We start from the raw sequence: 20308 nt of genomic DNA, 5'->3' as shown, positions 1-20308 counted from the left end.
CCTGAACCCCAACGGGTTCAGGCCATTACGCGTTCAGGTAGGCGAGCACGGCCAGCACTCGACGGTGGCCGACGTCCTCTGTGGACAACCCGAGTTTCGCGAAGATGCTCCGAATGTGCTTGTGCACAGCGCCTTCGCTGACCACCAGCCGCTCGGCGATGGTCCCGTTGTTGTGTCCCTCGGCCATCAGCGCGAGCACCTCGCGCTCGCGGGCGGTCAGCGCCGCCAGCGGGTCGTCGGCCTTACGTCGCACCAGCAGTTGCGAGATCACCTCGGGATCCATGGCGGTGCCGCCCGCGGCGACCCGGCGCAGTGAATCGAGGAAGCGATCGACCTTGCCGACCCGTTCCTTGAGTAGATAGCCCACGCCACCCGCGCCGTCGCCGAGCAGTTCGGCGGCGTAACTGTCCTCCACCCAGGACGACAGCACCAGCACGGGCAGGCCGGGATGCAGCTTCCTGGCGCTGACGGCGGCGCGCAGCCCGTCGTCGGTGAACGTCGGCGGCATTCGAATATCGACGATCACCGCGTCCGGCCGGTCCGCGGCCACGGCCGTGAGGAAATCGTCCGCGTTGTCCACGGCCGCGACCACCTCGATGCCCGCGGTGCTCAACAGGAGCACGAGACCCTCCCGCAGGAGAGTGTCGTCCTCGGCGATCATGACCCGCACGGCAACTCCACCCGCAACACAGTAGGGCCACCGGGCGGGCTGGTCAGCACCATGCTGCCGTCGAGCGCCTCGGCCCGGCGCCGGATACCGGCCAGACCGCCGCCGTAGGTCTCGACCGCACCGCCGACACCGTCGTCGCGGATCTCGATCCGCAGCAGCTCGGGCGGGCCACCCAGCACGAGGGAAAGGCCTTCGGCGCCTGAATGTTTGGTGGCGTTGGTGAGCGCCTCGGTGATGACGAAGTAGGCGGCCGCCTCCACCGCCGCGGGCCGCCTGCCCACCTCGCTCGAATCGAGCACACACGGGATCGGGCTGCGCGCGGCGATCGCCGAGATCGCGCTCACCAGCCCGCGATCCGAGAGCACCGGCGGATACACGTTGCGCACCACGTCACGCAGTTCGGCGAGCGCGGCCGTCGCGGTGTCCTGCGCCTTGCGGACCAGGCCGGCCGCCGCCTCGGGATCCTGTTCGCGCAGCTGATCGGCCAGGCCGAGCTGCATGATCACCGCCGCGATCCTGGCCTGCGCGCCGTCGTGCAGGTCGCGCTCGATCCGGCGCAGTTCCGCGCCGTGCGCGTCCAACGCGGCGGCCCTGGTCGCGGTCAGCGCGGCAACCCGATCGGCGAGTACGACGCCCTCGGCAGGACCGAGCAGGGCGCGAGCAAGCAGCGCCTGCCAGCGCGCCACGAGCGGGACCTGCAGAGCCAAGAAGCCGACGGGAAATGCGATGAGGAAGCTCAGCGCCGCCCGTGGCCACGAGTTGACCTCGAATCCGTAGCTGGTCAGCTCCCCGGGCGGAACATGCTGCCAAATCGCCGGGGTAACGAGCTGAACAAGCGCACTGACGGGCAACGCGGCGGCGATGAGCCCGACGAACATTCCGGTCAGCGCCTGAGCGACCAGCCAGGCGAAGTCGCGGCGATTGGCCGGGTCGGTAAAAACCGTGGTCACCCGTTGCCGCAGCCCACCGGTGAAAGGTTGATAAGCCTCGACGATCGGCTCGCCGAGTCGCTTTGCCGCCCTGCGCCGTTCGAACGACACCACCGGGCGGACCACCCGAACAGCCTCGGGCAGAGCCGGTATTCCGACACCGATCAAGCAGAATCCGGCGACCAGCAACAGGCCGATCACCGCGAACAGCGCGACCACCGACGTCACGAGGCCGACCACCAGGTAAGCGATCGCACCTGGCAGACGCCACAATCGGTCGCGCACTGCGCGTAGGGCAACCATCACGCTGTTCATGCTGTCAGAGCGGCCCGCGGCCGCGCGGACGCCACCGCGCCCGAGTCCCTCATCGACCCGGGCGCGGTGACACCGGCTTCGGTCACGCCGAGCCGGAGCCGTCCGTCGATCTACCCGCGGCACCGTCGCGCTGGCCGCTGCCGTTCGGCGGGCTCACCGCCTCACCACCGCCGAGCAGCAGCCCGGCCTGTTCCACCACGCGGGCCTCCGCGTCGATCGCCGAGTTCGACTCGCCGGCCGCCGCGTCCTTGGCCGCCTGGATGCCGCTGACCATGCGCAGCGGCACCTCTCGCCAGAACAGCACGAGGATCAGGGCGAGCAACGCGATACCGGTCGCCGACAGGAACACCGTCGACATGGATTCCGCGAAGCCGACCTTGAACGGGCGGGCCAGGTCCGGGCTGAGCTGCTGGATGACCGAGCTGTCCTTCAGCACCGCGCCCGCAGCCGAAGTGTCCTGCGCGAGCAGACCTTTCGACAATGCGACATCGGCAGGGTTGCTACTCTGCGCGCCCTCGACCACCGCGTGCTGGAATGCCGGATCGGCTGCCGCACTGCGCATCTCGTCGGAGATGTTCGGGGTCAGCTGGGAGAACAGGATGGACAGGAACACCGCGACACCGAGCGTGCCGCCGATCTGCCGGAAGAAGGTCGCGGCCGCGGTGGACACGCCCATGTCCTTGGGCGGCAACGCGTTCTGCAGCGCCAGGGTGAGCGGCTGCATCAGGTTGCCGAGCCCGAATCCGGTGCACGCCATGAAGATCATCGCGAGCCACAGCGGGGTGTCGGCGGTCAGGAAGTGCAGCAGGAACAGGCCGAGCGTCAGCATGGTCGCGCCGATGATGGTGAAGCTGCGGTAGCGGCCGGTCCGCGAGATCAGCTGGCCGGACACCACCGAACCGGTCATCAGGCCGAGCACCATGGGCAGCATCTGCAGACCCGCCAGCGTCGGGCTGGCACCGCGCACCACCTGCAGGTACTGCGGCAGCAGCGAGATGCCGCCGAACATGCCCGCGCCGACCACGAACGAGATCACCACGCCGAGCGCGAAGGTCTTGTTCTTGAAGATCCGCAGCGGGATCAGCGCCGCGTCGCGCAGCGCCTTCTCGACGAACACGAAGCCGATGACACCGGCGACGCCGATCACGTAGCAGGCAATGGAACGTCCACTGGCCCAACCCCATTCGCGACCCTGCTCGGCGACGATGAGCAGCGGGACCAGGCCGACGGCGAGGACGAACACGCCCCACCAGTCCACCCGGTCGGTGGAATGCGGCCGCTTCGGCAGCTTGAGCACCCGGTACACCACCGCGAGCGCGATCAGGCCGATCGGCACGTTCACCAGGAACACCCAGCGCCAGCCGCTGACGCCGAGGATCGTGTCCTGCCCGGCGAGCACGCCGCCGAGCACCGGGCCGATCACGCTGGAGGTGCCGAACACGGCAAGGAAGTAACCCTGGTACTTGGCGCGTTCGCGCGGCCCGACGATATCGCCGAGGATGGTCAGCGCCAGCGACATCAGACCGCCCGCGCCGATGCCCTGCACGGCGCGGAACGCCGCCAGCTCGTACATCGACTGGGAGATGGTGCACAGCAGCGAGCCGACGATGAAGATCGCGATCGCCAGCATGAAGAACTGCTTGCGGCCGAACATGTCGGACAACTTGCCGTACAGCGGCGTCGCCAGCGTCGCGGTGATCAGGTAGGCGGTGGTCGCCCACGCCTGCAGCGAGTAGCCGTCGAGGTCGTCGGCGATGGTGCGGATCGCGGTGGACACGATCGTCTGGTCCAGTGCCGCAAGCAGCATCCCGAGCATCAAGCCACTCAGGATCACCAGAATCTGGCGATGGGTGAACGCGGGTGGCGCCTCCACCTTCTCGGCGGTAGTCACGACTGCGCCTCGCTGGCGCTCGGCTCCGTCGTGCCTACGGCGGCTGTGTCTTCGGTTCGCTCGCGTTGCTCGCTCACGTGTCTTTCTCCGTCCCACTAAAGGTCTGATCCCAATTGCGGCGCATCGCTGCGATCATCTCGGGTCTGGTGCGCTCGAAGTCGTCGACGAACTGCCGGAGCAGCTCGGCGAACTCGGCCCGGGTTTGCGGCGCCCATTCGGCCATCACCCGGGACAGGTTCTCGTTGCGCCGCCTACGGACCTCTTCGGCGACCGTCCGGCCACGTTCAGTAACGACGAGCACGGTGGCTCGCCCGTCCGCCGGGTCGGCCTGCCGCTCGACCAACTGCTTGCCGACGAGCTGTGCCACCTGACGGCTCACCGTCGACGCGTCCGAGTGCAACACGTCGGCCAGTGCGCCCGATCGCATCGGCCCGTCGTGACACAGCCGGATCAGCGTGGCGAATGCGGCCGGATCGAGCCCGTCCTTGGTCCACGTACCGATCTGGGCCGCAGTACGGTCACGGATCCGCTGCAATCGGGTGAGCTGCATCGCGATCGTGTCGATCGTTTGCTCGTCCAAACCCTATACCTTTGCTTGCATCAATCAATTAGTTGCGCGATGCAAGTATGCGGACGAGCCGCCTACTGGGGCAAGTGATTTCCAGAGCTTTACTTGCCCTTGAACTCCGGTGCCCGCTTCTCGAACACCGCCTTGATCGCCTCGGTGAGGTCTTCCGACGGCAGGAACGCGGAGTTCCACGCGGACACGTAGCGCAGCCCGGCGGCCACCTGGTCCTTGTTCCGCTGATCGAGCACGTCCTTCACACCCTGCACCACCAGCGGCGGGTTCGTGGCGATTTCGCGTGCGGTGGCGTGCGCCGCGTCCAGCGCCGCCTCCTGATCCGCGAAAACGTCGTTGACCAGGCCGATCTTCTCCGCCCGCGCCGCGTCGATGTCCTTGCCGGTGTAGGCGAGTTCGCGCAACTGCCCCTCGCCGATGATGCCGGGCAGCCGGTGCAGCGACCCGATGTCGGCGACGATGGCGACCTTCGCCTCACGCAGGCTGAACTTCGCGTCCGCGCTGGCGTAGCGGATGTCGACGGCGGCGATCAGGTCCAGCCCACCGCCGATGCACCAACCGGAGATCGCCGCGATCACCGGCTTGCGGCAATCCGCCACCGCGGTCACCGCCGCCTGCAACTTGCGCAGCTCGACCAGGAACTCGGTGCGCGGCGCGGCAAACGCCTTGTCGGCCATCAGCGGGCCGAACAGGCCGCTCATCGCGGGCAGGTCGAGGCCGTACGAGAAGTGCTTGCCCGAGCCGGTGAGCACGATCGCGCGCACCTCGGGGTCGGCGTCGAGGCCGTGGAAGATCTCCGGCAGCTCCCGCCAGAAGTCTGGGCCCATCGCATTGCCCTTGCCGGGACCCGTCAACGTCACCTGCGCGACGTGGTCCTTCGTTTCTACGGTGAAAGCCTGCCAATCAGTCATTTGTACAGCGTATCGAGCAGGCGACAGACCGATACTCCGCATCCGGGAATCAGCGGTAAACACCAGATGGTGCCGTCGAAGCACAGTCGACAACCACAGCGCGAGTTTTGCGAGCGCGTTCGTGGCCCGTCTCGCGTCCGAGCGGTCGAAGCGCATGCGCCGCAGGCACGAGTCTCGACCGCTCGGACGCGAGACACCCGGGGGCCACGAACACGCCGCGCCCGCGCGGCCAATAACACAGCCCTCATGTAAACCCTGCGCAAAATCGGTGCGGCGCACTAGGTCCCACCTCACCCTCGAGCGGATCATGGAGTCAGTCAGCAAACCTCAATCATCGAGTCGGAGGCCATCATGCTGATGCATCAAGGAATCGGTCTCGAACGGTTCAACGAAATCTCCCGCGCCCGTGCGATACACGCGCTCTTCTCCTGCTGCTGCAATGTCACCTGGGCCGCCAAGCTCGCGGCCGCCCGGCCCTATCCGGATCGGGACGCGCTGCTGGCCGAGGCCGATATCGAGTTGCTCGCGTTGTCCAAGGCCGATCTGGATCGGGCACTCGAAGCAGTTGCGCACGAACAGGTCTCGGGCGGCAGCGTGACCGAGCTCGCGCGGATCACCCGCGCGCGGATCGCGCTGATGCTCGGGCCGAGCGAGGGCTATCCGGAATACTGACGCATTATCGAGTAGCCCGGCGCACCATCCGCAATCGCTCTACTCTGGTGGCATGCGCAGGTCGACATTGCCACCGATCGCCTGCCGAGTCGCGGACACCCTCATCGCCCGAGGCCATCACGGTGTCATCGTGACCCAGCCGGCACCAACGCCCACCATCGCCGATGCCGCGCGAACGCTCGGCGTCGAGGTGGGTGCCATCACCTCCGCGCTGGTCTTCCTGCTGGACGAGGATCCGGTGCTGCTGCTGGTTTCCGGCGCGCACGAGGTCGATCTCGAGTCCACCGGAAAGCGGTTGGAGGGGACGCTCACCCACGCGCCCGTGGAGATGGTGCGCGAGGTGACCGGCCAGCCGATCGGCGGCGTCGCCCCGGTCGGTCACCCGACCAACCTGCCCACCTGGGTGGACACCGCCCTCTCCAACCACCGCGAGGTGTGGGCCGCGGGCGGCCACCCGAACACGGTGTTCCGCACCTCTTTTCACGAGCTGGTGCGTATCACCGCAGGTCTCCCGATAGACGTCGACTGAATCGCCAGCCCGCCTCTCCGCGTATTCAGGACAACAAGTCGCCGCGGGCGTTATAGGCGAGCCGTAGGAACCCCGCGTAGTTTTGGACGGGTGACCGAAGCAGAACGGCCCGCCACGGACTTCCAGATCCCCGATGATCTGAGCGGGATCACCGCCGAGCAATTCCGCGCCTCGATGCGCCACTATCCGGCGGGCGTCACCGTTGTCACGCTGAACTCACCGAACGGCCCGATCGGCTTCACCGCGACCTCGTTCGCATCCCTGTCGCTGGCGCCGCCGCTCGTCTCCTTCAACATCGCGCACACCTCATCGAGCCTCACCGCCCTGCTGGACGCCGACTCGGTCGTCATCCATTTCCTCGGCGAACACCAGCACGAGCTGGCCCAACGCTTCGCCCGCACCGCCGCGGACCGCTTCGCCGACCGCTCGCTATGGACCACCCTCGACACCGGCGAACCCGTCCTGCACGGCACGCCGATTTGGCTGCGCGCCACCATCCACCAACTGATTCCCCTTGGCGATCACACCCTCGTCGTAGGCCTGGTAACCCGAGTCCACGACAACACCAACGAAACCCCCGCCGCCGCTCCCCTCCTCTACTACAACGGCCGCTACCACCGGCCCACCAGACTCGGCGACTGAACGCGGTCGCCCAGGCCGGGCGACCGCTGTTGCCGGTCTAGTCGACGAGGCAGGGGGCTGCGCCGGTGGGCGATTGGGACGTGAACGGGCGGGTTTCGGGGGTGGGGTTCCAGAGGCCCTGCGTGGTGGCGTAGTTCCAGGCCGGTCCGGCCTCGACCAGTGTGGCGATGGCCTGGATCAGGCGCTCTACGTCGGCGAGGGTGGTACCGAGGCCGATGCTGGCGCGGAGGGCGCCGTCGAGATCGAGGCGGGCGAGCAGGGGGTGGGCGCAGAAGCGGCCGTCGCGGACGCCGATGCCGTGTTCGGCGGACAGGTAGGCGGCGACATGGCCGGGGACGAAACCGTCCAAGGTAAAGGCGATGATGCCGACGGTGTCGGGGGCGTCGGTCCAGATGCGCAGCAGGTTGACGCCGGGGATGGCGGCGAGACCGTCGCGCAGTCGGTCGGCGAGCTGGTGTTCGTGCGCGGCGAGCGTGTCGGCGTCGATCTCGGAGAGTGCGTCGCAGGCGGCGGCGAGTGCGGCCGCGCCGAGCACGTTGGGTGAACCGCCCTCGTGCCGCTGCGGGGCGGGCGCCCATTCCGCGCCGGTAGTGGTGACCTCGCGGACCGCGCCGCCGCCGGCCAGGTACGGCTCGGCGTTGTCGAGCCAGTCGCGGCGGCCGACCAGCACGCCCGCACCGAACGGCGCGTACAGCTTGTGGCCGGAGAACGCGAGGTAGTCGATGCCGGTGTCGCGCAGGCTGATTCGCCGGTGCGGCGCGAGCTGGGCGGCGTCGACGAGGATGCGGGCGCCGCACTGGTGGGCGATGGTGGCCAGGCGCTCCAGCGGCAGCACCTCGCCGGTGACGTTGGAGGCGCCGGTGACCGCGAGCAGCGCGGCGGGCTTGCTACACAGCTCGGCGACCAGGCGCCCGATGGTCTCCTCGACGGTGGCCGCGGCCTGCACGACACGGCGGCCGTGCGTGGTCCACGGCAGGAAGTTGGCGTGATGCTCGATGTCGAGCACCACGGTGTCGCCGGGCACGCAGGCCGCGAGCAGGTTCAGCGAGTCGGTGGTGTTGCGGGTGAACACCACCACCTGATCGTCGGTCGCGTCGAGGAAGCGGGTCACCGAACCGCGGGCGGCCTCGTAGCACTCGGTGGAGATCCGCGAGGCGTAGCCCGCGCCGCGGTGCACGCTCGCATAGAACGGCAGCAGCTGCTGGATTCGGTCGGTGACCTGGGCCAATGCGGGTGCGCTCGCCGCGTAGTCGAAGTTGGCGTAGGTGGTCGCCCCGCCTTGGACGAGCGGCACCTGGAGGTCGTCACCGGAAACCCGGGCGAGGGGGGCACAGTTCTGGGTCGCCACAGCAGTCATCACGAAAATCCCGTCGGCTCTGGGACCCGCAATCAGGTGATTCGTCGAGTCCGCGCTTGCCGCACCCGGTCGGGTGTCAGCCCGGTCGTCACCCGGAGCACCCCGCCGCGGAGGAGGGTTGCCGACCAGCAAGCCGGGGCTGAACGCTGGTACTCATGACCTGATCCGAGATTGGCAGACATCCCCCGGCGCTGTCAACTGGTCCGCGCCGCCGCGTGTTCGCCCGGAAAACTCGCGCGCTGGTCACCGCCGGCGGGTGCGGTGGAAATCCATTGCTTCTCCGGCGACTTTGCGGTCACATCATGAGGTGTCACTTTCGCTGCTGTTCAGCTTCATCGGTCTGTGCGTGCTACTGGCGCTGACGCCGGGCCCGGATTCGTTTCTCGTGCTGCGGTTCTCGCTGGTAGACGCCCGACCGGGCATCGCGGCCGCGATCGGTTCGGCGCTGGGCGGGATCCTGTGGGCGGTGGTGGTCGCGGCCGGTGTCGCCACGCTGCTGGAGCAGTCGGCGACCGCGTATCGCGCGCTGAAGCTGATCGGCGGAATCTACTTGGTGTACTTGGGTATTCGCGCGCTGCTCGACCAGCGGCGGCAGCGCAGGGCGGGCCAGGAGGCCACCGACGCCGAGGGTCTCGCGCACGCGGGCGGCGGCACCCGCGCATCGGTTCGCTCGGCGTTCACCGCGGGCGTCGTCTCGTGCATGTTCAACCCGAAAGTCGGCCTGTTCTACCTCGCCGTGCTGCCCCAGTTCCTGACCGAGGTCACCTTCGCCAACACCCTCGCCCTCGGTGCCGTCGAATCGACCATTGCCGCGGTAGCGATGGTGCTCCTGGCCCTGGCCGCCTCGCGTGCGGTCGTACTGCTGCGCCGCCCGAAGCTCCGGGATCGGCTCGAACAGATCAGTGCCGCCATCCTGGCCACCCTCGGCGTCGGCACCGCCGCCTCCGCGGCCTGATCGATGCTGCGCGAAACGCCCTGAGCTGCAAGATCACCAAGCTCATGTGGGGAATCACACCGGAATAAGCAGGTCGGCGCAGCGACCATCCAGCGAACCCGCCGGGCAACCCGCCGACCAGGCGTTGCTTCGGCGTGTCCGGAAGAAATCGCCACGACCTGCAACAACCCCGCCCACAGTCCCGAGACGGGCAACCGCGCCGGTGAACAACAAACGTCGACAACCCCGAGTACCGTGGACAACTGGTCACCGTGGCGTTTGCCCACTGGTAACCCAGCTATGACACAAACAACACCAGGGAAGTGCGAGGCAGGTCGAATGGGAGGTGGGCAGGGCGTCATGCTCCAACCACAGGTTGATGTGACGGTGGACCCACTACTTCGGACCGCGCACACGCCACCGGCCCGGACCCTCGTCGACATCCTGACCGCGACCGCGCTGACCCATCCCGACGCACCCGCCATCGATGACGGCCAGGTGGTGCTCAGCTACCTCGAGCTCGTCGTCGAGATCGAGAAGACCATGGCCCGGCTCGCCACCGCGGGCGTGCGGCCGGGCGACCGGGTCGGCGTACGGATGCCGTCGGGCTCCCGAGAGCTTTATCTGACCATCCTCGCCGTCCTGTACGCGGGCGCCGCCTATGTGCCGGTCGACGCCGACGACCCGGACGAACGGGCCCAGCTGGTCTTCGGCGAGGCGCAGGTCACCGCGATCGTCACGGCGGCGGGCATCGAGACGACACCGGCTGGCATCCGGGCCGCGGCCGACTATCCGGCCGACGCGAGCACCAGCACCCTGCCGACTCCCGCCGACGACGCCTGGATCATCTTCACCTCCGGCTCCACCGGAACGCCGAAAGGTGTTGCGGTGACCCATCGCAACGCCGCCGCGTTCGTGGACGCCGAGGCCAGGCTCTTCCTGCCGGACGCCCCGATCGGCCCCGGCGACCGCGTGCTCGCCGGACTCTCCGTCGCCTTCGACGCCTCGTGCGAGGAAATGTGGCTGGCCTGGCGCAACGGCGCCTGCCTGGTGCCCGCCCCGCGCGACCTGGTCCGCACCGGCGCCGATCTCGGCCCGTGGCTGGTGCGCCGGGAGATCAGCATCGTCTCCACCGTGCCGACGCTGGCCGCCACCTGGCCCGCCGAGGCGCTGGACGCGGTCCGGCTGTTGATCTTCGGCGGTGAGGCGGTGCCGCCCGAGCTCGCCGAACGTCTTGCCGGAAACGGTGATACGGATCGCGAGGTCTGGAATACCTACGGCCCCACCGAAGCAACGGTGGTCGCCTGTGCCGCGCTGCTCGACGGCGCCTGGCCCATCCGGATCGGGCTGCCGCTCGACGGCTGGGATCTGGTGGTGATCGACGCGGCCGGAAACCCGGTGGCCGAGGGCGAATCCGGCGAACTGGTGATCGGTGGCGTCGGCCTGGCCCGCTACCTCGATCCCGCGAAGGACGCCGAGAAGTACGCGCCGCTGCCCTCGGTCGGCTGGGACCGCGCTTACCGCAGTGGCGATCTGGTGCGCAACGACAGCGCGGGCCTGGTCTTCCTCGGCCGCGCCGACGACCAGATCAAGCTCGGCGGCCGCCGCATCGAACTCGGCGAGATCGACAACGCGCTGCAGCACCTGCCCGGCGTCACCGGCGCCGCCGCCGCGATCCGAACGACCAAGGCGGGCAACAAGATCCTGGTCGGCTACCTCGCGGGCACCGGCCCCGATTTCGATAGCAAGGCGGCCAGAGCTCAACTCGCCGAACAGCTTCCGGCGCCGCTGGTCCCTCGGCTCGCCGTGGTCGACGAACTACCCACCCGCACCTCGGGCAAGGTCGACCGCAACGCCCTCCCGTGGCCGCTGCCGAACAACACCGACGACGACGAGAGCGATCTCACCGGCACCGCGCAATGGGTTGCCGGACTGTGGGATTCGGTGCTCGGCGGCGAGGTCACCGACCTCGATGCCGACTTCTTCGACCTGGGCGGCGGCTCGCTGGCCGCGGCGCAGATGGTCACCGCACTGCGTGCGCGTTATCCACAGATCACCGTCGCCGACCTCTACGACCACCCCCGCCTCGGCGCGCTGGTGGAACTGCTGGAACAGAGCACACCGGCGGTCGCCGTCGAGGAGCGCGTGGTGCGCCCGACGCCGCGCCGCGCCCAGTGGGCACAGGTGCTGGCCACCATTCCGCTCACCACGCTCACCGGCCTGCAGTGGCTCACCTGGCTGGCCATCGTCGGCAATGTCGCGGCCTGGTCCGGCTCGCTGCCGTGGCTGCCGCAGCTGTCCTGGTGGTGGACGCTGGTGGCGTTCCTGCTCTTCATCTCACCCCCCGGCCGGATGGCGATCTGCGTGGCCGGCGCTCGACTGCTGCTGCGCGGGGTCGCGCCCGGCCGGTATCCGCGCGGCGGCTCGGTGCACCTGCGGCTGTGGGCCGCGGTACGCCTGTCCGAGGCTAGCGGTGCGGAAAACCTCTCCGGCGCACCGTGGATGGTGCCGTTCGCGCGGGCGCTCGGCGCCAAGATCGGCAAGGGCGTCGACCTGCACACCCTCCCGCCGGTGACCGGCATGCTCGAACTGGGTGACGGCTGCAGCGTGGAACCCGAGGTCGACCTGTCCGGCTACTGGATCGACGGCGACGTCGTCCATATCGGCCCGGTCACCGTCGGACCCGGCGCGGTGGTCGGCTCTCGATCGATCCTGTTGCCCGGCACCAGAATCGGCAAGAACGCCGAGGTCGCGCCAGGCTCAGCGGTATCCGGCAAGGTCAAGGCCGAGCAGGAGTGGGCGGGCTCGCCCGCCGCGAAAATCGGTAAGGCGCACCATCGCTGGCCCGGGCACACGCCCGATCGCGCGGCGCACTGGGTGGCGATCTTCGGCGTCACCTCGATCGCCTTGGCCGCGGTGCCGATCCTCGGACTCGGCGCGGGCGGTCTCTTCATCGCCTGGTTCATCCGCGACACCCGCACCCTCGCGGGCGGTTTGGGCCGCGCCTTCGCGATCCTGCCGGTCGCCACGCTGCTCAGCCTCGCGGTCTACGCGGCGATCACCATCATCTTGGTACGACTGCTGAGCTTCCGGTTGCGCGAGGGTTATCACCCGGTACGCAGCCGGACGGGCTGGCAGGTCTGGTCCACCGAGCGCCTGCTGGATTCCGCCCGCACCTTCCTGTTCCCGCTGTACGCGAGCCTGCTCACGCCGATCTGGCTGCGCCTGCTCGGCGCGAAGATCGGCAAGGGCGTCGAGGCGTCCACGGTGCTGCTGCTGCCCAAGTTCACCACGGTCGCCGACGGCGCGTTCCTGGCCGACGACACCATGATCGCCAGCTACGAGCTCGGCGGCGGCTGGCTGCGCATCGGCGAGGCGAAGGTCGGCAAGCGCGCGTTCCTCGGCAACTCCGGCATGACCGCGCCCGGTCGCCGGGTGCCGAAAAACGGGCTGGTCGCGGTCCTTTCGGCCGCGCCGTCCAAGTCGAAGGCGGGCTCGTCCTGGCTGGGCAGCCCGCCCGTGCGATTGCGTCGCGCACCGGAAAGTTCGGACACCGCGCGCACTTTCGATCCGCCGCCGAAGCTGCGGATCGCGCGCGGCATCGTCGAGACCTGCCGCCTGATCCCGGTGCTGGTGACCTTCGCCATCGGGCTCGGCGTGCTGTTCACCCTCGCCTGGCTCGCGCAGAGCCTCGGCCATCTGCCCACCGCGCTGCTCAGCGGCTTCGTGCTGCTGGCCGCCGGCGCGCTCGCCGGCGCGAGCTCAGTGGCCGCGAAGTGGTTGCTGATCGGCCGGATTCGCGCCGAGGAGCATCCGCTGTGGAGTTCGTTCGTGTGGCGCAACGAGGTGTCCGACACCTTCGTGGAAACCGTTGCCGCGCCGTGGTTCGCGCGCGCCGCGACGGGTACCCCGGTGCTGAACCTGTGGCTTCGCGGACTCGGTGCCAAGATCGGCCGCGGGGTATGGTGCGAGTCCTATTGGCTACCGGAGGCGGACCTGGTGACACTCGGTGACGGCGCGACCGTGGAGCGCGGCTGCGTCGTGCAGACCCATCTCTTCCACGATCGCATCATGTCCATGGACACGGTCACCCTCGGTGCGGGTGCCACGCTCGGCCCGCACTGCGTCGCGCTGCCCGCCTCGACCATCGGCGAGGGCGCGACCATCGGCCCCGCCTCGCTGGTGATGCGCGGCGACACCGTTCCCCCGTCCACTCGCTGGTGGGGCAACCCGATCGCGCCTTGGTTCGGAGGCGACCCGGGAGCGGCCCGCTGATGCCGGGGAAGTTCTACGAAGCACCGATCGACGAATACCTGCCGCAGAACGGAAATCGGGGCTACCGGGTATCGCGGTACGAGCTCGACCTCACCTACAGGGTGGCCAGCAATCGGCTGGCCGGTCGCGCGGAGATCACCGCGGTGACCACCGCTGTGCAGCCGCGCTTCTCGCTCGATCTGTCCCAGGCGCTCACCGTGTCCAAGGTGTTCGTCAACGGCGCCAAGGCCGCGAAATACACCCATCAGCGCGGCAAGTTGGTGATCACGCCGCAGCAACGGATCCCGGCGGGCGGTGTGCTCTCGCTGGTCGTCCAATACGGCGGCATCCCTCGCCCGGTGCGTGGACCGTGGGGCGCGGTCGGCTGGGAGGAGCTCACCGAGGGCGCGCTGGTGGCGAGTCAGCCGAACGGCGCGGCGTCCTGGTTCCCGTGTGACGACCACCCGAGTTCCAAAGCCAGCTACCGGATTTCGATCACCACCGACAGTCCGTACTACGCGCTGGCCAACGGCACGCTGCTGCGCAAGCAGGTCAAGGCCAGCCAGACCACCTGGGTGTATGAGCAGGCCGAACCGATGGCCACCTATCTGGCGACCATCCAGGTCGGGCCGTATCAGAAGCATCGCATCGTCGCGCCGGCCAACTCGGTGCCCATGCATGCCGTCGCCCCGGTCCGGCTGCGCGCCAACTTCGAGCACGACTTCGCGCGGCAGCCGCAGATGATGGAGATCTTCACCGAACGGTTCGGGCCCTATCCGTTCGAGGGTTACACCGTGGTCGTCACCGACGACGATCTGGAGATCCCGATCGAGGCGCAGGGCATCTCGATCTTCGGTGCCAACCACTGCGACGGCAGACGCGGAGCGGAACGGCTGGTCGCGCACGAGTTGGCGCATCAGTGGTTCGGCAACAGCCTCACCATCCGGCAGTGGCGTGACATCTGGCTACACGAAGGCTTCGCCTGTTACGCCGAATGGATCTGGTCCGAGGAGGCGGGTGGCCCGACCGCCGACCAGCTCGCGCGTGCGGCCCGGCACAATCTGTCCAGGCAGCCGCAGGACCTCGCCGTCGGCGATCCGGGGCCGCAACACATGTTCGACGATCGGGTCTACAAGCGCGGTGCGCTCACGCTGCACGCGTTGCGGCTGGAACTGGGCGATCTCGGATTCTACGATCTGTTGCGGGAGTGGACGATTCGCTACCGGCACGGCTCGGTGAGCACCGAGGAGTTCACCGATCTGGCCGGGCATTACAGCCGGACGCCGCTGCGGTCGCTGTGGGACAGCTGGTTGGTCGAGAAGCCGCTGCCGCAGCTCCCGCCCTCGGCGGCGTAGTTCTGTTCAGAACACCAGGTAGCGCGAGGCGAGTTCTTCGATGAGGGGATCGTCGTCGCCGACGTTGTCGAGTGCCTCGAGATCGGATTCGACCGAGAGCCGGCGGGGATCGTCCTGTTCGTTGTCCGGTGCGCCGTCCTCCGCGAGCTGGCGCAATAGCTTCGAGCGGACACGGTCCTTCAGCGAATCACTCATGACAGCAGCTTGCCTGGTCCGCGGCGGGGAAATCACCCGGGCACGCCGGATCGGATCAGACCGGGGTGAACCAGGTGCCCCACGGCGTATTGCGCAATACGGTGTAGACCGTCAGTAGCGCGAAGAAGGTCCACATCGTGGTGCGGGAGATCGAGGGCAGGCGCATGCGCTGGCCACGCCAGGCGCGCAGGGTCCAGTCGCTCACCCACAGCACGAAGGCGAGGACCAACGGAATCGCAAGCAGGTTGCTGTGCACCGCATCCAGCAGGTGGCCGTCGGTCAGGTTGTGCACAGCGCGCATGCCGCCGCAGCCGGGACACCACCATCCGGTCAGCGCGTAGACCGGGCACACACCGTAGGAACCGTCGACGTGTGGGTCGCGCACGTGCAGCAGCACGCCGATCCCGATGCCGACACCCGCCACCAGCAGCGGCACTCCGACGCCGCGCAAACCGGGCTTGGTCGGTGCTGATTGCTGCTGCGCCGCCGGTTCCGGTGCCACGTGCGTGCTGTCCACAGCACCAACGGTAACTGCGCGCCGCCGGTCACCGCCACACCGATGGCGCTGGTCTAGTCGGGCTGTGCGAAGCGCAGGGTGTTGCCGGACGGGTCGATCAGTTCGAATCCCGGACCGCCTGGGCCGTCCTCGGGCGGTCCCGGCTTGGCGTAGCGGTACTCCTTGCCTGCTAGCTCGGTGTACCAGGCCTTGATGTCTGCCACCGCGATCCACACCACGGTGCCTGGCGTGCCGTCACCGTGATGCTCGCTGAGGTGGAATTTCGCCGCGCCACGGGAGACCTCGGCGTACAGCGGGAAGTTGTCGCCGAACCGGTGCTCCCAGTCGACGGTGAAACCCAGGTAGTCGCAATAGAACTCGTACGCCCGCGCGACATCGAACATGCGCAATACGGGGATGGGTGCTGCGAAGCCGATCGCATCGGAAGCCACCCGACGATCATCGCACCGAGGTAAGACATGATCGAATATATTTGCTATTTTCGCAGGTAGAGTATGATTTCCATTGTGGATGCCGCTGGTTTTACCCGGCTCGACGGATTCGCGATCAACGCGACTCGCAGGCTCGATTTCGGGCATGTGGGGCACTGGTCCGCACCCAAGCATCACGATCTCGACGATGACAGCGGCCGGATGGTCGCGGTCGAAATCGATCCTGGCGACGGTTCCTCCGTCGTGGTCTTCGTCCGCGCGCCCAATCGCAGCGACGTGCCCAGCGACTTCCATCCGGACGACCAGGTGTGCCTGGTGCTCCCCGAGGTGATCGCCGCGCTGTACTCCACCAGCTGAGCGAGGGCGCGGAAACCGTTACTGGATCGCCACTTTCGCGGGCTAACGGAGCCTGTCAGGTGGTGCGATGAAGTGAGCAGAGGCCCATCTTCGACCGGTTTTTTTGTGAAAAGAGACGGTGTCACTGCACCGAATTCCGGGTATTCAACCCAGTGAGCCAGAAGTTCCGCCGCGGCGCGCTTGCACTAGCAAGCACTCAGCTTGCACTGTACTGTGGCGGCAGACACAAAGGAGTGCCCGATGCTGGTGAAGTCGATGAAGACTTTGGCGGACGCGCGTAATGGCGCCCTGACCGCCGCTTATCGTGCCGGACTGCGATCACGCACCTTCCGCACTGCGTCGTTGAACGCTCCCACCGCGCCGCTCGAGGTCATCCCGGTCACCACCGTCGACGGCACCCGCCTGCGGGTACACGCCTACGGCCCCGCCGACGGCGACGTGATCGTGCTGATCCACGGCTGGAGCTGCAGCATCGAGTACTGGAATCCGCAGATCAACGCCTTCGCCGACCGGTATCGGGTGGTCTGCTACGACCAGCGCGGCCACGGCGCCAGCGAACTCGGCGCCCGCATGCCGAGCCGGGACACCCTCGCCGACGACCTGTCCGCCGTGCTCGACGCCGCCCTGCGCCCCGGCCAGCGGGCCGTGCTCGCCGGGCACAGCATGGGCGGAATCACCGTGCAGGCGTGGGCGGCTCGCTACCCCGAGCAGGTCGCCCGCCGCGCCTCGGCGGCCATCCTGCTGAACACCACTGCGGGCAACATCCGGTACGACACCGACCTGCTCCCCCTACTGAACAAGCAGCTCACCGTGCAGAACAAGCCGGTCACTCTGCTCGGCGCCCCGGTCCGTCTGCCCACCTTCGTCTCCGAGACGGTGCTCACCAGCCCGGTCCCGCTGCCCGGCGGCTGGCTGGTCGGCGCGGTGCTCAAGGACCGGGTGATGAGCAAGCACGCCACCGCCGACGAGGTGAACTTCGCCCTCGGCATCGTCCGCTCCTGTCGCCCCCTTGCTCGCGGCAAGCACGCCGCCGCCCTGGCCGATCTCGACGTCAGCGACGGCGCCGCGCACCTGACCATCCCCACCACGGTCATCTCCGGCAGCCACGACCGGCTGCTGCCGGAACGGATGGCCCGCCGCATCGCCGACACCCTGTCCCGCACCGGCCATCTCGCCGCGTACCACAGCTGGCCGACCGGCCACCTCGGCAATATCGAGGCCGCCGACCGCTTCAACGCGGAACTCGAGCTGGTCGCCCAGCAGGCCAATCTCCGCACGGCCGTCGCAGGCTGACCCCGATCGTTCTCCTGGGCCGGTCAACGGCGCCCGGCCCAGGAGCAACACCCACTACCGATCAGTTCGTCGGCGCGACGTTGTCCTTACTGCCGAGCACGCAATCATCCCTCGGCAGAAGAGGTTATTCCAAGGTTGTGGCACAACATCTTTCGTGAGCTGAACGGATCAGTCGAGATCGGCGAGCTTGTCGGACAGGACCGCGCGCTCACGGTCGTTGGCGCACAAGGTGATAGCGCGGGTCAGTTCGGCGCGTGCCTCCGCTGTTCTGCCCAATCGGATCAGGAGTTCGCCGCGCACGCTCGGCAACAGATGCGAGGCCGATAACGCTGGGGCGGAGGACAATTCGTCGACGATCGGCAGTGCCGCAGCCGGTCCCTGCGCCATCGACACCGCCACCGCGCGATTGAGGTCGACCACCGGCGAGGGTGCCAGTCGCCCGAGCGCTTCGTACAGCAGCACGATGCGGTCCCAGGCCGTGTCCTCGACTGATGGTGCGACAGCATGACATTCGGCGATCGCGGCCTGCAGGCCGTAAGCGCCCAGCCCTCGCCCGACCCGCACCGCGCGATCCAAGGCCGCGCGGCCACGACGGATCGCCGCGCGATCCCAACGACGACGGTCCTGCTTCGCCAACAGGACCGGGTGTCCGTCCGGTCCGGTGCGCGCGGGAAAACGCGCTGCGGTGAGCTCGAGCAGCGCCAGAAGTCCCTGTGCCTCAGGCTCGTTCGGCACCAACCGAGCGAGCACCCGGGCCAGTCGCTGCGCCTCGCCCGCGAGCTCGGACCGGATCAACTCGCTGCCGGAACTGGCCGAGGCCCCCTCGGTGAAGATCAGATACACCACGTTGAGCACCGAGCCGAGCCGCACGGCCCGCTCCTGCGCCGACGGCACCTCGAACCGCACCCTGGCCGCCGCCAGCGTCTTCTTGGCCCTGGTGATCCGCGCCTGCACGGTCGCCGTCGGCACCAGGCATGCCTTGGCGATCTCGTCGCTGGTCAGACCGCCGATGACGCGCAGCGTGAGCGCGACCCGGGACTCTCTGGACAGCGTCGGGTGACAGGAGATGAACATCAGCGCGAGGATGTCGTCATCGATCTGGTCCGGATCCCACAGCACGTCGTCGGTGGGCTCGGCCGGTTCGCTACCCGAGACGGCACCGCCCTCGCCCAGGTTGCGGGCAAGGACGGTGTACCGGTCGTCGAGGGCGGAGCGCCGCCGGAACGCGTCGATGGCCCGCCGCCTGCCGACGGTGAGCAGCCACCCCGCGGGATTGCCAGGCACCCCGTCGCGCGGCCAGGTCACCAGCGCCTCGGCCAGCGCCTCCTGGGCGAGGTCCTCGGCAAGTGAGAAATCACCGGTGTAGCGCGCCAGCGCGCCGACGATCCGAGCGGATTCGATCCGCCAGACGGCGGCGACGGCCGCACGACCGGTGTGCTCAGCCATCGCCCGCCGTCCCGCTCAGAGCTGACCGGTGGCTTCGCGCCACGCCCGCTCCTTCTGAATCCACTCGTTGTCCTGCGGGAATTCGTCGATCGAGGAAACCCGCCTGATCTCGGTCTTGAAGCCGGGCGAGGCCATCGGCATGCGCTTGGCCCACTCGATCGCCTCCTCCTTCGACGCCACATTGAGAATGTAGAAGCCGCCGAACAACTCTTTGGTCTCACCGTAGGGGCCGTCGGTGACGATCGGCTGCTCGGACGAGTAGTCGACGACCACGCTCTCGGCCGGATCCTCGAGCCCCTCGGCCGCGAGCAACACCCCGGCCCGGATCAGCTCCTCGTTGAACTGCCCCACGATCTCGAGCATCTTCTCGAAGTCGATCTCGCCCATCCCCGCATACGCCTCGTCCGTCGCGCGCATCACCAGCATGTACTTCATGGTTTCGTCTCCTAGGTGCGTCCGGGTCCCCTCTGGACCCTTTCACCCTTAGGTCGAACGGGCGACACCGAAGATCGACACGCCCCCGAAATTTCTTTTTCGGGCACCGAGTCCTAGGGCTGGTCAACTGATCGATGATGATGAGTCGCGGTTCATCCGGGCGGCGAGGGGTGCGATGACACAGCCTGCACGGGGTCGAGCAGCCGCAACGAGCACAAGTCGAACCAGAGGGACCTTCATGACATCAACCGACTACCAGGCACTGCACTTCTCCCAGTCGAACCCGGCGGGCCCCGGCCAAGCGGACGTGCCGAACCTACTGCGCACCATCGCATCCACGATCGAAACTCTTGGCCCGGTCACGGTGGCGGACCTGATCCTGCACAACGAGATCACCGCAGACGGCAACTGGCCGTCGATCACCGTCTACTACCGCAAGACCGGAGCCGAGTAGCACTGGACAACGAAAAGCCCCTGCATGCGAATCCGCATACAGGGGCAACAGCACCGGAGCCGCCTGCGAGAATCGAACTCGCGACCTTTTCATTACGAGTGAAGCGCTCTACCGACTGAGCTAAGGCGGCGTGCCTTTCGG

General features: G+C 68.1%; 20 protein-coding genes, 1 tRNA gene and 1 riboswitch. Of the genes, 9 read left to right on the top strand and 12 right to left on the bottom strand.

Annotated elements, in window-relative coordinates; all coding sequences use genetic code 11:
• Window positions 1-25: 25 nt before the first annotated feature.
• From ACIBK2_RS06820 to ACIBK2_RS06800, 5 genes are all read right to left on the bottom strand, one after another.
• A complete protein-coding gene (locus tag ACIBK2_RS06820) occupies window positions 26-670 on the bottom strand; it encodes a response regulator (RefSeq protein ID WP_396964506.1) in 645 nt (214 codons plus the stop codon).
• The gene (locus tag ACIBK2_RS06815) at window positions 658-1914 is read right to left on the bottom strand and encodes a sensor histidine kinase (RefSeq protein WP_396964504.1); all 1257 of its coding nucleotides are present in this window, start codon (window positions 1912-1914) and stop codon (window positions 658-660) included. Before ACIBK2_RS06815 ends, ACIBK2_RS06820 begins: the two co-directional genes overlap by 13 nt.
• Window positions 1915-1996: 82 nt before the next feature.
• Complete coding sequence (locus tag ACIBK2_RS06810; protein ID WP_396964502.1) at window positions 1997-3805, bottom strand: MDR family MFS transporter; 1809 nt, start codon at window positions 3803-3805, stop codon at window positions 1997-1999.
• A 73-nt stretch (window positions 3806-3878) separates the two neighbouring features.
• Window positions 3879-4385 carry a MarR family winged helix-turn-helix transcriptional regulator gene (locus tag ACIBK2_RS06805; RefSeq protein WP_396964500.1) on the bottom strand — a complete coding sequence of 169 codons (507 nt, stop codon included), beginning with the start codon at window positions 4383-4385 and terminating at the stop codon, window positions 3879-3881.
• Window positions 4386-4474: 89 nt separating this feature from the next.
• The gene (locus ACIBK2_RS06800; protein WP_379281942.1) at window positions 4475-5296 is read right to left on the bottom strand and encodes a crotonase/enoyl-CoA hydratase family protein; all 822 of its coding nucleotides are present in this window, start codon (window positions 5294-5296) and stop codon (window positions 4475-4477) included.
• Window positions 5297-5647: 351 nt separating this feature from the next.
• On the opposite strand from ACIBK2_RS06800, the gene ACIBK2_RS06795 reads away from it, so the two are divergent.
• The 3 genes from ACIBK2_RS06795 to ACIBK2_RS06785 all read left to right on the top strand — a co-directional run bounded on the left by ACIBK2_RS06795 (window position 5648) and on the right by ACIBK2_RS06785 (window position 7139).
• Window positions 5648-5968, top strand: coding sequence for a 2-oxo-4-hydroxy-4-carboxy-5-ureidoimidazoline decarboxylase (locus ACIBK2_RS06795; protein WP_396964498.1), 321 nt, complete (start codon window positions 5648-5650; stop codon window positions 5966-5968).
• Between the two features lie 52 nt (window positions 5969-6020).
• Entirely contained in the window at window positions 6021-6497 is a 477-nt protein-coding gene (locus ACIBK2_RS06790) for a YbaK/EbsC family protein (RefSeq protein ID WP_396964496.1), read from the top strand.
• 90 nt (window positions 6498-6587) lie between these two features.
• Entirely contained in the window at window positions 6588-7139 is a 552-nt protein-coding gene (locus tag ACIBK2_RS06785) for a flavin reductase family protein (RefSeq protein WP_396964494.1), read from the top strand.
• 37 nt (window positions 7140-7176) lie between these two features.
• On the opposite strand, the gene ACIBK2_RS06780 is transcribed toward ACIBK2_RS06785, so the two are convergent.
• Window positions 7177-8496, bottom strand: a complete 1320-nt coding sequence (locus ACIBK2_RS06780; protein WP_396964492.1) for an aminotransferase class V-fold PLP-dependent enzyme — start codon at window positions 8494-8496, stop codon at window positions 7177-7179.
• Between the two features lie 47 nt (window positions 8497-8543).
• A riboswitch (SAM riboswitch) is annotated at window positions 8544-8657 on the bottom strand.
• A gap of 146 nt (window positions 8658-8803) precedes the next feature.
• Between ACIBK2_RS06780 and ACIBK2_RS06775 the strand changes: the two genes are divergently transcribed.
• From ACIBK2_RS06775 to ACIBK2_RS06765, 3 genes are all read left to right on the top strand, one after another.
• Window positions 8804-9451 (top strand): LysE family translocator, encoded by a 648-nt coding sequence (locus tag ACIBK2_RS06775; protein ID WP_396964490.1) that lies wholly within the window; start codon window positions 8804-8806, stop codon window positions 9449-9451.
• Window positions 9452-9790: 339 nt separating this feature from the next.
• Window positions 9791-13705: a Pls/PosA family non-ribosomal peptide synthetase gene (locus ACIBK2_RS06770; RefSeq protein ID WP_396964488.1), complete on the top strand. Its 3915-nt coding sequence runs from the start codon at window positions 9791-9793 to the stop codon at window positions 13703-13705.
• Window positions 13705-15039 (top strand): M1 family metallopeptidase, encoded by a 1335-nt coding sequence (locus ACIBK2_RS06765; RefSeq protein ID WP_396964486.1) that lies wholly within the window; start codon window positions 13705-13707, stop codon window positions 15037-15039. Before ACIBK2_RS06770 ends, ACIBK2_RS06765 begins: the two co-directional genes overlap by 1 nt.
• 6 nt (window positions 15040-15045) lie before the next feature.
• Here ACIBK2_RS06765 and ACIBK2_RS06760 read toward each other — a convergent pair whose 3' ends face one another.
• Genes ACIBK2_RS06760 through ACIBK2_RS06750 form a run of 3 tightly spaced genes read right to left on the bottom strand, consistent with a single transcriptional unit; the run spans window position 15046 to window position 16182 of the window.
• Window positions 15046-15234, bottom strand: coding sequence for a hypothetical protein (locus tag ACIBK2_RS06760; protein WP_396964483.1), 189 nt, complete (start codon window positions 15232-15234; stop codon window positions 15046-15048).
• A gap of 55 nt (window positions 15235-15289) precedes the next feature.
• Window positions 15290-15751: a DUF2752 domain-containing protein gene (locus tag ACIBK2_RS06755; protein ID WP_396964481.1), complete on the bottom strand. Its 462-nt coding sequence runs from the start codon at window positions 15749-15751 to the stop codon at window positions 15290-15292.
• 53 nt (window positions 15752-15804) lie between these two features.
• A complete protein-coding gene (locus ACIBK2_RS06750) occupies window positions 15805-16182 on the bottom strand; it encodes a glyoxalase superfamily protein (protein WP_396964479.1) in 378 nt (125 codons plus the stop codon).
• Window positions 16183-16257: 75 nt separating this feature from the next.
• Between ACIBK2_RS06750 and ACIBK2_RS06745 the strand changes: the two genes are divergently transcribed.
• Together ACIBK2_RS06745 and ACIBK2_RS06740 are read left to right on the top strand one after the other, a co-directional pair.
• The gene (locus ACIBK2_RS06745; RefSeq protein WP_396964477.1) at window positions 16258-16539 is read left to right on the top strand and encodes a hypothetical protein; all 282 of its coding nucleotides are present in this window, start codon (window positions 16258-16260) and stop codon (window positions 16537-16539) included.
• Between the two features lie 240 nt (window positions 16540-16779).
• Window positions 16780-17832 carry an alpha/beta fold hydrolase gene (locus ACIBK2_RS06740; protein ID WP_396964475.1) on the top strand — a complete coding sequence of 351 codons (1053 nt, stop codon included), beginning with the start codon at window positions 16780-16782 and terminating at the stop codon, window positions 17830-17832.
• 168 nt (window positions 17833-18000) lie between these two features.
• Here ACIBK2_RS06740 and ACIBK2_RS06735 read toward each other — a convergent pair whose 3' ends face one another.
• Complete coding sequence (locus ACIBK2_RS06735; protein ID WP_396964473.1) at window positions 18001-19278, bottom strand: RNA polymerase sigma factor; 1278 nt, start codon at window positions 19276-19278, stop codon at window positions 18001-18003.
• Between the two features lie 15 nt (window positions 19279-19293).
• On the bottom strand, window positions 19294-19713 hold the full coding sequence (locus ACIBK2_RS06730; RefSeq protein WP_396964471.1) for a YciI family protein: 420 nt from the start codon (window positions 19711-19713) through the stop codon (window positions 19294-19296).
• Between the two features lie 238 nt (window positions 19714-19951).
• Here ACIBK2_RS06730 and ACIBK2_RS06725 point away from each other — a divergent pair, with 238 nt between their 5' ends.
• On the top strand, window positions 19952-20167 hold the full coding sequence (locus tag ACIBK2_RS06725; protein ID WP_396964469.1) for a hypothetical protein: 216 nt from the start codon (window positions 19952-19954) through the stop codon (window positions 20165-20167).
• A gap of 57 nt (window positions 20168-20224) precedes the next feature.
• Here ACIBK2_RS06725 and ACIBK2_RS06720 read toward each other — a convergent pair.
• Window positions 20225-20297, bottom strand: a tRNA-Thr gene (locus ACIBK2_RS06720).
• Window positions 20298-20308: the final 11 nt, after the last annotated feature.

Origin of the sequence: Nocardia sp. NPDC050175 (assembly GCF_044459885.1) — a bacterium.
Classification (GTDB): domain Bacteria; phylum Actinomycetota; class Actinomycetes; order Mycobacteriales; family Mycobacteriaceae; genus Nocardia.
The sequence above is the reverse complement of the archived record's forward strand: the minus strand, read 5'-3'. Positions and strand labels throughout refer to the sequence as shown.